Source organism: Paraburkholderia silvatlantica (genome assembly GCF_003096715.1).
Taxonomy (GTDB): Bacteria; Pseudomonadota; Gammaproteobacteria; order Burkholderiales; family Burkholderiaceae; genus Paraburkholderia; species Paraburkholderia silvatlantica.
The window spans coordinates 38046-51616 of sequence record NZ_QEOL01000025.1; the positions used below are offsets into that span (position 1 = coordinate 38046).

Consider the following 13571-nt stretch of genomic DNA (forward strand, 5'->3'; position numbering starts at 1 on the left):
GATGCGAGTGGGTCAGCGGGACATCGGCGCCGGCGCAGTGTTCGAGTCATGCACGGCGAGGCGCATGGCAACGATCTCCTGCTGTTGCTCGACGACGATCTCCTGGGCGATCCGGCGTAGCTGTTCGTTGTGTCCATGGCGCAGTTCCGCCTTGGCCATGTCGATCGCGCCCTGGTGGTGCGGAATCATCGTTGCGACGAAATCGCGGTCGATATCGCCCGTGGGCCTCGCCGCCATCCCGGCCATCATCTTCGTCATGGCCGCGTCGTTTTCAGAGAGAAACGAGGCTTCTTCACTGTCGCGAGACGATCCCGCGTCACCCGACGACGCGGCGCACAGACCGGCCATGGAAAGCACGGCCGCACCGCTCACCGTTGCCCGCAAAACGAGTCGAATTGCAGCGTTCATGACGTCCCCTCCGTGTGGGTCGAATCCCCTTCGACGTAGAGGCAAACAACGGACTCGCCGATTTACTCCATGCAGACCAGATTCGAATCGTGGATCGACGCGCCGCAAAACGTTGGCAAACGCTTGTTGGCAAAACACTTGCCAACTCCCCGGGCTTCGCGCGGGCCGGTTGGAATAACTTCGTCGGTTGCGTGTTCGTCCCGTGACATTCGCATATGCGGGCGTACCATCATTGCACAACGCATGAAAGTCGCACGCGCGGACCCGGCCGGTTCATCTTTTGCCGGGCGCCGCATGGCAGATCAGCCGCGCCGCAGCGGCAAGGAGCGCTTCATGGCCACGAGCATTGGGCTTCACGATCAAGGACGGCAACTGTTGCCGTTTCGCGAGTCGGTATTGGCGATGCTCGGCGTCGCGTCGGTTTCGATGCTGATCGCGCTCGACCAGACCATCGTCGGCACCGCACTGCCGCGCATCGTCGCGGAGCTCAAGGGCTTCGAGCTTTATGCATGGGTCGCGACCGCCTACATGCTCGCGTCGGTCATCACAATTCCGATCTTCGGCCGTCTGGGCGATCTGTTCGGCCGCAAGCCCTTCATGCTGGCAGCGATCCTCCTCTTCACCCTTGCCTCGGTGCTCTGCGGAATCGCGACCAACATGCTGTTCCTCGTGCTCGCGCGCGGCCTGCAGGGCATCGGCGGCGGCATCATGATGGGGACGGTGTTCGCGACCGTCGCCGACCTGTTCCCCGATCCGCGGCTACGCCTGCGTTGGCTGGTGTTCGTCACCTCGGCGTTCGGCCTTGCGAACGTGGTCGGGCCCACGCTCGGGGGCATGCTGACGCAGCACGGAAGCTGGCGCCTCGTGTTCTTCGTCAACGTGCCGGTAGGCGTGGCGGCGCTCTTCTTCGTGCATGCTTTCCTGCCGCACCTGCACCGCGCCCACGATGGCGCGCGGCTGCGTCTCGACTGGCTCGGCGCTTGCGTCGTCGCCGTCACGTTCGGCGCACTGCAGCTCGCCATCGAGCTATTGCCGAGGCAGGGCTGGACGACTTCGACGATCGTGCTGGCCGTGATCGTGGTGGTCTGTTCGTTGACGCTTTTCTTCTGGGAAAAGCGCATGGGCTATCCGATCATCCCCGTGGACATGCTGCTCGACCGCAAGCTCGGCCCGCTTTTCGCGATGTCGGTGCTCGGCGGGTTTGCGCTGTTCTCGCTCGTGTTCTATGTGCCGCTGCTGTTCCAGGGCGGCTATGCGATGTCGCCGCGCGCCTCGGGCATGCTGATCACGCCCCTGCTGCTCGGCACGACAGTCGGCAGTTTCGTGAACAATCGCGTGGTCACGCGCATCCGGCGCGCCAACGCGATCCTCTACGTCGGCTTTGCGTTGTCCGCTTTCGCGAGCCTCGCGGTGGTCGTCCTGCGCGGCAACGAGCCACATCTCGTGTGGATGGCGTGCATGGGCGCGAGCGGCCTGGGGCTGGGCCTCGTGGGCACGAGCCTCACGGTCTGCTCGCAGCAGATCGTCTCGCGCGACCATCTCGGCGCCGCCACGGCGATGCTGCAATCGCTGCGCACATTCGGCGGCATGCTGGGCACGGCAATGACGGGCGCGCTGCTCGGGCACCTTTACACCATGGGCGTGAATCGCTCGCTCGACTCGTATCAGGCCACGCAGTGGTTCAAGTCGTTTGCGAGTCCCGAACTGCTCGTGGACCGCGCCGACCAGGCCGCGCTGATCAATCGCCTCGTGAGCGCCGGCCATGCCGGCGACGCGATGATGAACTCGGCGCGCGGCGCGCTCGTCGATTCGATCCACATGGGACTCATCGTCGCTGCCGTGGCCGCGCTGGCCGGCCTGTGTCTCGCGTGGTTCGTGCCGCCCGTGCGGGTCGGCTATCTCGAGGCGCAGCCGTAAAGCGGCGCGGAAAGGGAGATTTCGCCACACCCCACCCGCAAAGGTTGACGCGCCGAATGCGCGGCCATTACCCTTGCGCGCTGATGGTTCCCGGCGACGGGATCAAAAGGGAACGCAGTGCAAGACTGCGGCTGCCCCCGCAACTGTCAGCGGCGAGTCCATGCCAGAGAAGGCCACTGGGAAACCGGGAAGGCCGGCAGCGGATGTCGACCCGCGAGCCAGGAGACCTGCCATCAGCCGAGTCCAGCAGCCGCAGCGGGCGGGGATCCCCAATGCGCAAGCACCGCCCGCGCGGCGATCGCCCGTTGCACGGACAGCCCGTATTTCAGGAGCTGTTTCCAGCCACCACATGATGAAGTTTCGCCAATTCGTATTGACATCCGCCGCGCTCGCCTGTGCGTGGCAAACCGCGCATGCCGCCGCCACCGCTGGCGCTACCGCCGATGCCACGAACGCATCGCCCACCCAGGCGCAACAGCAAGCCGGCGACGACGCCGCGCTGCCCAATATCCTCGTCGTGGGCGACGCGCAGCATCTGCCGCAATCGTTCGACCAGCGCTACGCGACCACCCAGGTGCTCACGCGCCAGGATCTCGACCGCGTCTCCCCCGCCGACCCCAGCATCGCGCAGGCGCTTGCCACGCTGCCGGGCGTCACCGTCTCGCAGACCGGCGGCCCGGGGTCGTACACAGGCGTGAGTATCCGCGGGTCGTCGGCTGACCAGGTGGCCGTTTTCATCGACGGCATACGCGTGGGCTCCGTCACCACGGGCACGGCAGAATGGGCCGATCTTGCGACCGCCTCGTTCGACCGCGTCGAGGTGATCTCGGGCCCCGCGGCGGCCTCGTTCGGCGCAGATGCCATGGGCGGCGTCGTGCAGCTCTTCACGCGCCATGCGTCGAACCAGCCGAACCAGACCACCGTCTCCTTCGGCGGCGGCTCGAACAAGACCTTCGACACGCAGGTGCGCACCTCGGGCACGATCCCATCGACCGGACCGCTTTGCGCACTGAGCGGCCTCACCTACTCGCTGGGCCTGCACGACTACAACACGGCGGGCATCGACGCGACGCAGCCCTGGGCCTACGGCCACGAAGACGGCCGCAACCCGTACCACGCGCAGAACCTGGACGCACGCCTCGGCTACGCGCACGACAACTGGTCGATCTCGACCTTCGCGCTCTACCACCGCTCCGATCTCTCCTACGACAACGCGGGAGGCAACGACCGCCAGCGCGACACCCAGCTCACGACCGGCCTCGCGTTCCACCTCGACATCACGCCGACCACGCAGTTCGACCAGTCGGTGGGCTACGCGACGGACCGTCAGTTCCTCTATTCGAACGACCCGGCGATCCCGACCGACGAGATCGACTCGACACGTTTTTCCACGTCCACGTCGATCACGCATCAGGAAAGGGGCCACACGCTCTTCGGCATGCCGCTCGACGGCGAGACCAAGCTCGCCTACGACTACACGCGCGAGATGGCGTTCCTGCCTGTGGATGTGCCGGGCGGCCTGCCCGCGCGCAACGATTCGGCCGTGTCGATGCATCAGTCCACCACGCTCGGACCCGTCACGCTGTTTCTGGCGGGGCGGCACGAGATCGTGCAGGGGCAATCGGTGAATACGGGCAACGTCGCGCTCTCGTGGGCAATCACGCCGGACTACACGGCGCGCGTTTCGTACGGCAACGCGTTCCGCCTGCCGACGTTCAACGATTTGTACTATCCGGGCTATTCGAACCCCGACTTGCGGCCCGAGCGCAGCGACTCGGTCGAAGCCGCGCTCGATGCGAGCACGTCGTACGGCACGTTCACGGCAGCCGTGTACGACACGCGCGTGCACGACCTCATCACTTACAACTCGCAGACCTTCCTGCCGGTAAACGTGGGCCGCGCGCACATACAGGGGCTCGACCTCTCGTACAAAGGCACGCTCGGCAAGTCCACGCCGGTGAGCCTCACGGTGGGGATTCTGAATCCGCAGGACGTGACCGACCAGACCTGGCTCAATCGCCGCCCGCGCCAGACAGTGAGTCTGAGCGTGGATCACACGTGGGACGAGTTCCAGCTCCACGCGCTCAGTACCGGCGTTTCGCTGCTGTATAACGGCTCGACGTTCGACGACCAGCTCAACACGATCTACCTGCCTTCGTGGACGACCGTGAGCCTGCGCGCGTCGTACAAGGTCAATGCGCATCTCGCGCTTTCGGCCACGCTTGCGAACGTGTTCAACCGGCAATACGCGAGCGCCTACGGGTACAACACGCTGGGGCGCACCGCGTTCGGCAAGGCTACCTATACGTTCTGAGCGTTCTGAGCGTTCTGAGCGTTCTGAGCGTTCTGAGCGTTGCGTGCGAGCGGGTGCGCCCGGGCGATTTGCGCGCCCGCTCGCCTAATCCTCGCGCCTGGGCCGCCGCACTGCGCGAATCTTCCCGCTGTTGCCGCCGCCGCAGAAAAACTGCTCGCCGCCATCGGACTCCAGCCCCGAAACGGCGGTTCCGGGCGGCATGTCGAGTTGTTCCAGCACTTCGCCCGTGCCCGGATCGATACGCCGCAAGTCGCTCTCGTCGCCTTCCCAGGTGCCGTGCCACAGTTCGCCGTCCACCCACGTCACGCCCGTGACGAAGCGGCTCGATTCGAGCGTGCGCAAAATCGCGCCCGTCTGCGGATCGACCTGATGGATCTTGCGCTCGCGATACACCCCGACCCAGAGCGTGCCGTCCGCCCACGCGAGTCCCGAGTCTCCGCCGCCTCCCGGCGCGGGAATCGTGGCGAGCACGCGGCCCGTTTCGGGATCGATCTTGTGGATGCGGTCCTCGGCGATCTGAAACAGATGCCGGCCGTCGAAGGCCGTGCCCGCGTGCGCCGCGATGTCGATCGAACGCTGCGTCTGGCCGCTCTCGGGATCGAGCGACGCGATGCGCTCGCCCACGGCGAACCACACCCGCTTGCCGTCGTACGTGACGCCACCCACCTTGTCGATGCCGGGATAAGGGCCGTACTCGCGGACGATTTCGGCAGTCGTTCGTTTCATGATTTCCTCCTTCGATGAAGGGACAGGCGTTCATCCTAATCGCCCGGCAGCGGCGCGGGGAGTAACAAGGTCGTCGCGAATCCGGGGACGGGCGGCGTGGTCCAGCGGCGCGCGCGGCCGTAGCCGAACGACTGCACCTTGTCCGCTGCGGCGAGCGAATCGAGCGCACGCTGCACGGTGCGCTGGCTCGCGCCGAGCGCGAGCGCCAGCGCCGAACTCGACCACGATTCGCCATCGGCGAGAAAGGCCAGCACGGCAGCGTGCTTTTCCTCCACAGGGCGCGCCAGCACCACCACTTCGCTCGCGTTGCGCGGCGCCAGCGCAAAGCCCTGCTGGGTCGCGCCGATATCGGCGACGTCGCGCAACAGCGTACGCAAGCGGCCGATTTCCACGCGCAGGCGGGCGCGATGCGTTTCGTCGGCGTGTTTCGTGCGAAAGGCGCGGGCGATGAGCGCGTCGCGCGGCATGTCGGCGGGCCACGCCTGCGCGAGCGCGCGGGCGAGCACGAACAGCACGGGGCGCCGTGCAAGTTCGATGACGGTCGCGCCCTCGCGCGCGACGTAGCGGCACGCGTCCACGATGAGCGCCTTCGAGGCGAGCAGCGCCTCGACGTCTTCCAGTAGCAGCACCCGCTCTTCACCGCCCGCGATGAGGCGCGCCGCCGGCGAGGTCAACAGCAGCGCGGCGCTCTCGATTTCGGCGCTCAGCGCTGCGATGCCCGCCTCGCGTGCGGCGCGCGCCGCCTCGGAGAGCGCCCGGCGCGCCGCCTGCGTCTGAATGCGCCGCATGGCGATGCCGGCGGCGATCAGCTCATGGGCCGCGCGCAATGCGGGCGGCAGTGGCGCGGGATCGGCTTCGGCAAGCATGCCCCCGGCCTCGTCGAGCCGCCCGATGAGCAGCAAGCGGCGAATTTCCAGGTAACGCGCATGCGCGGCATTGAGGCGGTCGCCATGGGCTTCGAGCGTTTGCCGCGCCGCAGCGAGCGTATCGGTCGGCCAGCCGAGATCGCGTGAGGCGAGCGCGATTTCGGCCTCGGCGACGACACAGCGCGCGCGCGCTACGGCCTCGCGCGAGCCGAAGCCGCGTGCCGCGCCGCGCAGCAGCGCTTTGGCGCGCGCGAAGTCGCCGAGCTGCGCCATGGCGATGCCGCGCAGCGCGAGCGCGGGCGCGTCGTCGCGCAACGCGACCCGGTTCAGCGCGCCGAGCGGATCACCGGCGGCGAGCGAGCGCGCCGCCGCCGTGAACAGCGAATCCATGGTCATGGGAATCCCGCCACACTTGTCACTCCCCCTCCTTCTGGGTCCGGACCTAATCTAACACGGCGATCAAACGAAGCATCGATCGAACGGCGCGGCGGTGCCCACAGCATGCCGCCACGATGGCGAAACCATAGGAGGACCAGGCAATGGCAACTCATACCACAGGAACACGGGAAGACTGGCTTGCGGCACGCATCGAACTGCTCGCGGCCGAAAAGGAGCACACACGCCGCGGCGACGCACTGGCGCAGCAACGCCAGGCGTTGCCGTGGGTGCGTGTCGACAAAACCTATCGCTTCGAGACCGAGGACGGCGGCGCCACACTCGCCGATCTTTTCAAGGGGCGCTCGCAACTGCTGGTTTATCACTTCATGTTCGGGCCGGATTACGCGGCGGGCTGTCCGTCGTGTTCCTCGATTGCAGATGGCTTCGACGGCATCGCCGTGCATCTCGCGAATCACGACGTGCGGCTCATGGCCGTGTCGCGCGCCCCGCTCGCGAAGCTGCTGGGCTACCGCAAGCGCATGGGATGGCATTTTCCGTGGGCCTCGTCGAGCGGCAACGACTTCAACTTCGATTTCAACGTCTCGTTCACCACTGCGCAGCAGCGCGCGGGCGACATCGAATACAACTACGCGCGCAGCGGCCACGCCATGGACATGAATCCGCCGCCCGCGCCCGTTGCGGAGTTCGCGGCGAGCTGCGGCACCGACGCGGCGACCTATACGCGCGACCGTCCGGGCCTGAGTGCATTCGTGCTCGAGGATGGCGTGGTCTATCACACGTACTCGACCTATGCGCGCGGCCTGGATGGCGTGTGGGGCATGTACCAGTGGCTCGACCGCGCACCCAAGGGACGCAACGAGGCCGGCATCTGGTGGCACCGGCACGATGAATACGCGGAAAACTGAGGCGCATCATGGATAACGTCGGCATGACGGTACGGCGGCATAGCGGTGCGCCGCGTGCGATTTTCTTCGGCGCTTCGTCGCTGGTCTTTGCGGCGAGCGCGGCGGCAACGTTCGTATGGTGCGCTTCGATGGACGCGATGGGCGGCACGCCCATGGCCGGCGGCTGGACGATGTCCGCGCTCTGGGCGCCCATGTGTGGACGCACCTGGTTCGACGCCGCCGTATCGTTTGCCGGCATGTGGAACGTGATGATGGTCGCGATGATGTTGCCTGCGGTCGCGCCGGCTTTGTGGCGGTATTTCGAGGCCGTTGGGGATGAGCGCGCGGCGCGCGCGGGTGGAATGACCGCGATGGCTGGGGCGGGCTATTTCTTCGTGTGGCTCGTGGTTGGGGTGGTCGTGTTCGCGGCGGGAGCGCAACTTGCCGCGCTAGCGGTCGAGGCACCTGAGCTGGCCCATACCGCGCCAGCCGTGGCGGGTGTTGTCGTCGTGATCGCGGGCGTGCTGCAGTTCTCCGCGTGGAAAGCGCGGTGGCTGGCATGCTGCGGGAACGTGCCGTCTTGCGGGCATGCGCGGCTCAATGTGCAAGCGGCGCTGCGTCACGGCTTGAAGCTCGGCCAGCATTGCCTGTGCTGCTGCGCGAATTTGATGGCGGCACTGCTGGCCGCCGGTGTGATGGATCGGCCTGCGATGGCTTTGGTCGCCGTGGCGATTGCTGCGGAACGGTGGGTGCCAGCTGGCGCAAGAGTCGCACGCGGGATTGGAGCGGCGGCGATTGCGGTGGGTGTGGTGATGGTGGTGCGGGCAGTGGCTGCATAAAAAGATCGCCGTTGCGCACCCGCGAAACGGCGATAAAACGCTCCGACTCTAACGTCGAACTCACGCCTCCGGACTCGCGCCTGCACACGAGCCCGATCGACGCTCCGGATGGTAAGTCATCCGGAGTAACAGCAAGAGGTCGACTGGATTCCACCTCCGTGCTGCTGGGCGAAGCCCGGCGCAACCTGGCGCAACCCGGGGAAACGCCCGGCAGCACCGCGCTCCACGCCTCTTGTGGCGGCTTACATGCCGCCCAAAGACTTCTGCACCGTCAGCTTGTTCGTCACCGACGTCACACCGGGCACGCCCTTCGCAATCTCTTCGACTTTACCGACCTGTGCTGGGTCGGAAACCGTACCGGTGAGCGTCACCGCGCCGGACTTCGCGCGCACGCTGATGTTGCCCGCGTTGATCGACTTATCCTTGCCGATGGCCGAATACACCTTGCGACGCAGCGCGCGATCCGTCTGCCTGCCCGTCGGCGCCGCGGCACCCGAGGCCGCCTGAGCGCCCGCAGACGCGCCCGCGTCGCTCTGGGGCTGCGCCCATGCGCTCATGGAAGCCGCCGCCAGCATCGCGATCGCCAGGCCAACTACCGTGGTTCTCTTCATGAAATGTGCTCCGTTTCTTCTCGAGAGTGTGAGGATCAGAACGTGTGACGAATACCGACCATGGCCGCCGTCGTCGACCGGCCCGGCGCGACCGGCGCACCGTAGACGATCGTCTGGTTCATGGTCCCCTTGTTGCTGACGTAGCCAACCTGAGCGTAGGTCCTGGTCGCCTTTGAAAGGTTGTATTCGGCGCCCACGGCGACTTCGCTCGAATGATTCGCCGTGTTGTTGCGGTCCTTCAAATAGTAGTAGCCGGAAGTTACCTTGAATGCCGGACTGAACTGGTAGCCCAGACCAGCCGAAATCATTTCGAAGTTGTACGTGGCTTTGCTCAGCAAGCTGGATGAGTTCGCCGAGCTGAACGAGCCGGATATCGAGAAGCCGCTGATCGTGTACATCGCGCCGACGTAATAGAAGTTGTTGTTGTTGCGGCCCGTCGCCGGCGCGGCCGGTGCCGTCGGATAGTTGCCCGGGAACGGGTTGGTGTCGTGCCCGGCGTAGTACACGCCAGCCAGGTTCAGGCCGTAATTCGAGTACTTGAGCACGGCCGACTCGCGCGTGCCGCCCTGGAACTGCCCCGGCGTGCCGCCCGGCGCGTACTCCAGCGCGAGCGACGCACCATAGAATTTGGGCGAGTTATAGACAATCGCGTTGCTGTCATAGAGCGCGCCGATCGGCGCGTTCGTGCTGGTGCCGGGCCAGCCGGCCGCCTGATTGAGGCCCAGCCACGCGGTCAGGATACTGCCGAAATACTGCGCGCCGCGAACGTCCGTGTCCGCCATCGCATAGATCATCGGGATGATCTGCCGGCCCGCGTCGATCGAGCCGAACCAGCCCGATCCGCCGATGGTCGCAAACTGGTTGAAAACCGCGGTCACGCCCGGCGTGTCGGACAGACCCGTCTTGCCGTTATTGGACGTGAACGACCCTTGCAGCTTGAAGTTGATCTTGTACCCGCCGCCAATGTCCTCGGTACCCCGCAAGCCCCAGATGCTGGAGTAGATGCCGCCGTCCTTGAGCTGCCAGGTGCTCCCGAGATTCTTCGCAGTGCCAGAAAAATTTGCGGCCGAGGTGCTCTGATACAGTACGCCGCTGTCAACGACGCCATAAAGCGTGACCGACGATTGCGCATGAGCCGCGCTGGCGAACAGGGCCAGCGCTGCCAGGCTGCCGAACTTCAATTTCATTGTCTCTCTCCGTGTGTGTGGCTCCCCGGTGGTCCCGGCGCCTTTTGGTGTGATCTGAAAGGGTATGTCCTGAACGAAACTCTGTGACCAGGGGACTTAACCGGCCCGCAAATAGTGGTCGCCGTATTGATCGCGCAACTGGTTCTTGAGCACCTTGCCCGTCGCGCCGATCGGCACGGTTTCGACGAACAGGACGGCATCGGGCTTCCACCACTTCGCCACGCGGGAGTCGAAGAACGTCAGCAGGTCGTCCGCTTCGAGCGCGCTGCCCGCCTTCTTCACGATCAGCAGCAGCGGCCGCTCGTCCCACTTGGGGTGACGCGCTGCAATGCACACTGCCGTCGCGACTTCGGGATGCAGGCTCGCAACGTTTTCAATGTCGGCGGAGCTGATCCACTCGCCGCCCGACTTGATCACGTCCTTGCTGCGATCCACGATCTGCATGAAGCCGTCGGCATCGATCTTCGCCACGTCGCCGGTCGGGAACCAGCCATCCTGCAGCGGTGAAGCGTAGTCGCCGCCAAAGTATTCGCTCGCGACCCAGTGACCGCGCACCTGCAAGTCGCCCGCGGCGTTGCCGTCCCAGGGCAGTTCCTTGCCCGCGGCGTCGACGATCTTCATGTCGATGCCGAACACCGGCCGGCCCTGTTTCGCCTGCAGCGCATAGCGCTGGTCTTCAGCCAGCCCGGTCTGGTGCGCCTTGAAACTGCAAACCGTGCCGACCGGGCTCAGCTCCGTCATGCCCCATGCGTGCAGCACGTCGACGCGATGACGCTGCTGGAACGCCTGGGTCATCGCGGTCGGGCACGGAGCGCCGCCGATGATCGTGCGGCGCATGGAGGAGAACGAACCCGCGACCGATTCGACGTGCGAAAGCAGCCCTTGCCAGACCGTCGGAACGCCTGCCGAAACCGTGACCTGCTCTTCCTCGACCAGTTCGAACAGCGACTTGCCATCCAGTGCCGGACCCGGAAACACGAGCTTCGCACCCACCATGCAGGCGATGTACGGCAGGCCCCACGCATTCACATGGAACATCGGCACCACTGGCAGGATCGCGTCGCGCGCCGAGCAGTTCAGCGCATCGGGCAGTGCCGCCGCATAAGTGTGCAGCAGCGTCGAGCGGTGGCTATAGAGCACGCCCTTCGGATTGCCGGTCGTACCCGACGTATAGCAGAGCGACGAGGCGCTGCGTTCATCGAGCAGCGGCCATTCGAAATCGTCCTCGTGACTGTCGATCAGGTCCTCATAGCAGAGGAGTCTCGATCCCAGGCCATGATCGTGCGGCATATGCACGCAATCGGTCATGGCGATGAAGAACTTCGGGGTCGTCACGCGTGACGCGACGCTTTCGATGAGCGGCAGGAACGTGAGATCGAAGAAGATCGCGCGGTCCTGCGCATGCTCGACGATGTACACGAGCTGGTCGGCATGCAGGCGCGGATTCAGCGTATGGAGCACGGCGCCCGAACCCGATACCGCAAAGTACAGCTCCATGTGGCGGTAGCCGTTCCATGCCAGCGTCGCCACGCGCTCGCCCGGCGCAATGACGAGGCTCGACAGCGCATTCGCCATGCGGCGCGCGCGCTGCGCGAGATCCTGATAGCGGTAGCGGTGAATGTCGCCTTCCACGCGGCGCGAGACGATTTCCCGCGCGCCATGATGGCGTTCTGCGTGCTTGAGCAGCGAAGCAACCAGGAGCGGCTGCTCCATCATCAGACCTTGCATGGTTTGCTATCCTAAGTGACTCTTTTACGTGTACGTTCGTGAACGGGGTGCCGCACGGCTATACCTGGCGGGAGGCCGGCGTCTGCGTCACGCTCACCAGCAGCTTTCCTTCCACGGCCCGCACAGGAAACGTCGTGAGCTTCAGTCCGGCCGCGCCGGGCATACAGCCGCTGCGCACGTCGAAGCGCAGTCCATGCGCCGGGCAGCGCACCATGCATCCTTCGAGCGGGCCGCTCGCGAGCGAGGCGCCGTTGTGGGGGCACGCATTGTCGATCGCGTGCAGCTGTCCTTCGATATTGAACAGAACGATGCTGCGGCCATCGACGAAAACCAGCTTGCGCTGCCCCGGCGCAAGTTCGTCGGCCATGCCGGCCAGAACTTCACGTGTCATTCCCGTTCCCCTCGACTTCCTTCAGCTCGCCTCAGTGTTCGAGCGCCAATGCCATCGTGCCGGCCATCGCCACCGGCGAATAGACGCCCGAGAGCGAATAATCCGTGTTGAACACGAAGTACGGCACGCCGCTCACCTGCGGGTCGGCGTAGGCCGTGCGCCGACCAGTCGGTTCCGCGAGGCGCTTCGATGCGGCAATGTGCGCCGCCAGCGGCTCGCGCTCGAGGCCGCATTCGAGACCCAGGCGCTCGAGCACCGCATAGTCGCCGATGTTCTGGCCTTCCATGAAGTACGCGTTGAGCACGCGGTCGATCAGCGCCGCGCTCTGTTCGCGCGCGCCGCAGCTGACGGCAAACGTGACGAGGTCGTGCGCGGCCGCGGTGTTCGGCAGCACCGCGATGCGCTCGAACGCGAACTCCACACCCGCGTCGCGCCCCGCGCGCTGCACCTGCGCACGCCGTGCGGCCACCGCTTCGGCGCTGCCCAGACGGTCGCGATAGAACGCCTGATACGGCATGCCTTCGAGCGGCGTCCATGGCAGCAGCTGGTGCGAACGCCACTGCACACGCACGCGCACGTCGGGCCGCGAACGCGCGAAACGCGCGAGTGCTGCGTCCAGATTGCGCTTGCCGATCAGGCACCACGGGCAGATGAAATCGAAGAAGGCATCGACCGTCAGGACGGGCGGCTCGCCCGCGTCGCGACTCGCCTGCGCCGCCCACTTTTGATCAGACAAGTTCATGAATCAACCTCTGCGCCATGGGCCATTCGCCAAAACCCGCTGCGGGATTCAGGTGACCGACTTCGCCCAGGTCGACGAGGCTGCTGCCCCAGTCCTTCGCCATGGCCTCCACGCGCTCGAAGCGCGCGAGCGGATCGTTGCGGCTTGCGCCCACCATGCTCGGGAACGGCAGCGGCGTGCGCGGAATCGGGTGCCAGCCGTTCCCGGCCAAGGCTTCGAATGCCGGGTAACCGGGCGGCAGCGGCGTTTCGAGGTCCGCCGGCGCGGCGAGCAGCGCGCCATGAATCTTGCGGCGGTGCTGCTGCGCCCAATGCACCGTGATCATCACGCCCGCGCTGTGCGCGACGAGAATGACGGGACCGTCGATCTTCGCGAGCGCCGCGTCGAGCGCGGCCACGCGCGCCGCGCAGCTGAGCTTGTCGTGCTCGAGCGGCGGCACCGAAGCCGCGTTGGGCAGCTTTTGCTGCAGCAGCGTTTGCCAGTGCTCCGCCACATGGTCGCGCAACCCCGGGACCATCAGGATGGCCGGTGTGGTCTTCAGCGTCATTTTCTACGGTCT

At 65.8% G+C, this 13571-nt stretch carries 13 protein-coding genes and 1 riboswitch; of the genes, 4 read left to right on the plus strand and 9 right to left on the minus strand.

Annotated elements, in window-relative coordinates; genetic code table 11:
- Nucleotides 1–12: 12 nt before the first annotated feature.
- Nucleotides 13–408: a DUF305 domain-containing protein gene (locus C7411_RS27945; RefSeq protein ID WP_110387790.1), complete on the minus strand. Its 396-nt coding sequence runs from the start codon at nucleotides 406–408 to the stop codon at nucleotides 13–15.
- Between the two features lie 333 nt (nucleotides 409–741).
- Here C7411_RS27945 and C7411_RS27950 point away from each other — a divergent pair, with 333 nt between their 5' ends.
- Both C7411_RS27950 and C7411_RS27955 read left to right on the plus strand, forming a co-directional pair.
- Nucleotides 742–2325, plus strand: coding sequence for an MFS transporter (locus tag C7411_RS27950; protein WP_110387882.1), 1584 nt, complete (start codon nucleotides 742–744; stop codon nucleotides 2323–2325).
- 67 nt (nucleotides 2326–2392) lie between these two features.
- A riboswitch (cobalamin riboswitch) is annotated at nucleotides 2393–2574 on the plus strand.
- Nucleotides 2575–2677: 103 nt separating this feature from the next.
- On the plus strand, nucleotides 2678–4639 hold the full coding sequence (locus tag C7411_RS27955; RefSeq protein WP_110387883.1) for a TonB-dependent receptor domain-containing protein: 1962 nt from the start codon (nucleotides 2678–2680) through the stop codon (nucleotides 4637–4639).
- A gap of 84 nt (nucleotides 4640–4723) precedes the next feature.
- Here the strand turns inward: C7411_RS27955 and C7411_RS27960 are convergent, their stop codons facing one another.
- Nucleotides 4724–5365 (minus strand): Vgb family protein, encoded by a 642-nt coding sequence (locus C7411_RS27960; protein ID WP_110387791.1) that lies wholly within the window; start codon nucleotides 5363–5365, stop codon nucleotides 4724–4726.
- 35 nt (nucleotides 5366–5400) lie between these two features.
- A complete protein-coding gene (locus C7411_RS27965) occupies nucleotides 5401–6621 on the minus strand; it encodes a helix-turn-helix domain-containing protein (protein WP_110387792.1) in 1221 nt (406 codons plus the stop codon).
- A 149-nt stretch (nucleotides 6622–6770) separates the two neighbouring features.
- Between C7411_RS27965 and C7411_RS27970 the strand changes: the two genes are divergently transcribed.
- Nucleotides 6771–7535, plus strand: a complete 765-nt coding sequence (locus tag C7411_RS27970) for a DUF899 domain-containing protein (RefSeq protein ID WP_110387793.1) — start codon at nucleotides 6771–6773, stop codon at nucleotides 7533–7535.
- Between the two features lie 8 nt (nucleotides 7536–7543).
- A complete protein-coding gene (locus tag C7411_RS27975) occupies nucleotides 7544–8353 on the plus strand; it encodes a copper chaperone (protein WP_110387794.1) in 810 nt (269 codons plus the stop codon).
- 242 nt (nucleotides 8354–8595) lie between these two features.
- Here C7411_RS27975 and C7411_RS27980 read toward each other — a convergent pair whose 3' ends face one another.
- The 6 genes from C7411_RS27980 to C7411_RS28005 form a co-directional block, all read right to left on the minus strand.
- Nucleotides 8596–8964, minus strand: a complete 369-nt coding sequence (locus tag C7411_RS27980) for a BON domain-containing protein (RefSeq protein ID WP_110387795.1) — start codon at nucleotides 8962–8964, stop codon at nucleotides 8596–8598.
- 35 nt (nucleotides 8965–8999) lie between these two features.
- On the minus strand, nucleotides 9000–10151 hold the full coding sequence (locus C7411_RS27985; protein ID WP_110387796.1) for a porin: 1152 nt from the start codon (nucleotides 10149–10151) through the stop codon (nucleotides 9000–9002).
- A gap of 96 nt (nucleotides 10152–10247) precedes the next feature.
- A complete protein-coding gene (locus tag C7411_RS27990; RefSeq protein WP_110387797.1) occupies nucleotides 10248–11879 on the minus strand; it encodes a 3-(methylthio)propionyl-CoA ligase in 1632 nt (543 codons plus the stop codon).
- Between the two features lie 58 nt (nucleotides 11880–11937).
- Nucleotides 11938–12270: a Rieske (2Fe-2S) protein gene (locus tag C7411_RS27995; protein WP_110387798.1), complete on the minus strand. Its 333-nt coding sequence runs from the start codon at nucleotides 12268–12270 to the stop codon at nucleotides 11938–11940.
- Nucleotides 12271–12301: 31 nt separating this feature from the next.
- Entirely contained in the window at nucleotides 12302–13012 is a 711-nt protein-coding gene (locus C7411_RS28000) for a DsbA family oxidoreductase (RefSeq protein WP_110387799.1), read from the minus strand.
- Entirely contained in the window at nucleotides 12999–13559 is a 561-nt protein-coding gene (locus C7411_RS28005) for an RBBP9/YdeN family alpha/beta hydrolase (RefSeq protein ID WP_110387800.1), read from the minus strand. Before C7411_RS28005 ends, C7411_RS28000 begins: the two co-directional genes overlap by 14 nt.
- Nucleotides 13560–13571: the final 12 nt, after the last annotated feature.

What these genes read in the sequence shown, in the direction of transcription:
- C7411_RS27945 (WP_110387790.1), bottom strand. Translation starts at nt 408, where the DNA reads ATGAACGCTGCAATTCGACTCGTTTTGCGGGCAACGGTGAGCGGTGCG.
- C7411_RS27950 (WP_110387882.1), top strand. Translation starts at nt 742, where the DNA reads ATGGCCACGAGCATTGGGCTTCACGATCAAGGACGGCAACTGTTGCCG.
- C7411_RS27955 (WP_110387883.1), top strand. Translation starts at nt 2,678, where the DNA reads ATGAAGTTTCGCCAATTCGTATTGACATCCGCCGCGCTCGCCTGTGCG.
- C7411_RS27960 (WP_110387791.1), bottom strand. Translation starts at nt 5,365, where the DNA reads ATGAAACGAACGACTGCCGAAATCGTCCGCGAGTACGGCCCTTATCCC.
- C7411_RS27965 (WP_110387792.1), bottom strand. Translation starts at nt 6,621, where the DNA reads ATGGATTCGCTGTTCACGGCGGCGGCGCGCTCGCTCGCCGCCGGTGAT.
- C7411_RS27970 (WP_110387793.1), top strand. Translation starts at nt 6,771, where the DNA reads ATGGCAACTCATACCACAGGAACACGGGAAGACTGGCTTGCGGCACGC.
- C7411_RS27975 (WP_110387794.1), top strand. Translation starts at nt 7,544, where the DNA reads ATGGATAACGTCGGCATGACGGTACGGCGGCATAGCGGTGCGCCGCGT.
- C7411_RS27980 (WP_110387795.1), bottom strand. Translation starts at nt 8,964, where the DNA reads ATGAAGAGAACCACGGTAGTTGGCCTGGCGATCGCGATGCTGGCGGCG.
- C7411_RS27985 (WP_110387796.1), bottom strand. Translation starts at nt 10,151, where the DNA reads ATGAAATTGAAGTTCGGCAGCCTGGCAGCGCTGGCCCTGTTCGCCAGC.
- C7411_RS27990 (WP_110387797.1), bottom strand. Translation starts at nt 11,879, where the DNA reads ATGCAAGGTCTGATGATGGAGCAGCCGCTCCTGGTTGCTTCGCTGCTC.
- C7411_RS27995 (WP_110387798.1), bottom strand. Translation starts at nt 12,270, where the DNA reads ATGACACGTGAAGTTCTGGCCGGCATGGCCGACGAACTTGCGCCGGGG.
- C7411_RS28000 (WP_110387799.1), bottom strand. Translation starts at nt 13,012, where the DNA reads ATGAACTTGTCTGATCAAAAGTGGGCGGCGCAGGCGAGTCGCGACGCG.
- C7411_RS28005 (WP_110387800.1), bottom strand. Translation starts at nt 13,559, where the DNA reads ATGACGCTGAAGACCACACCGGCCATCCTGATGGTCCCGGGGTTGCGC.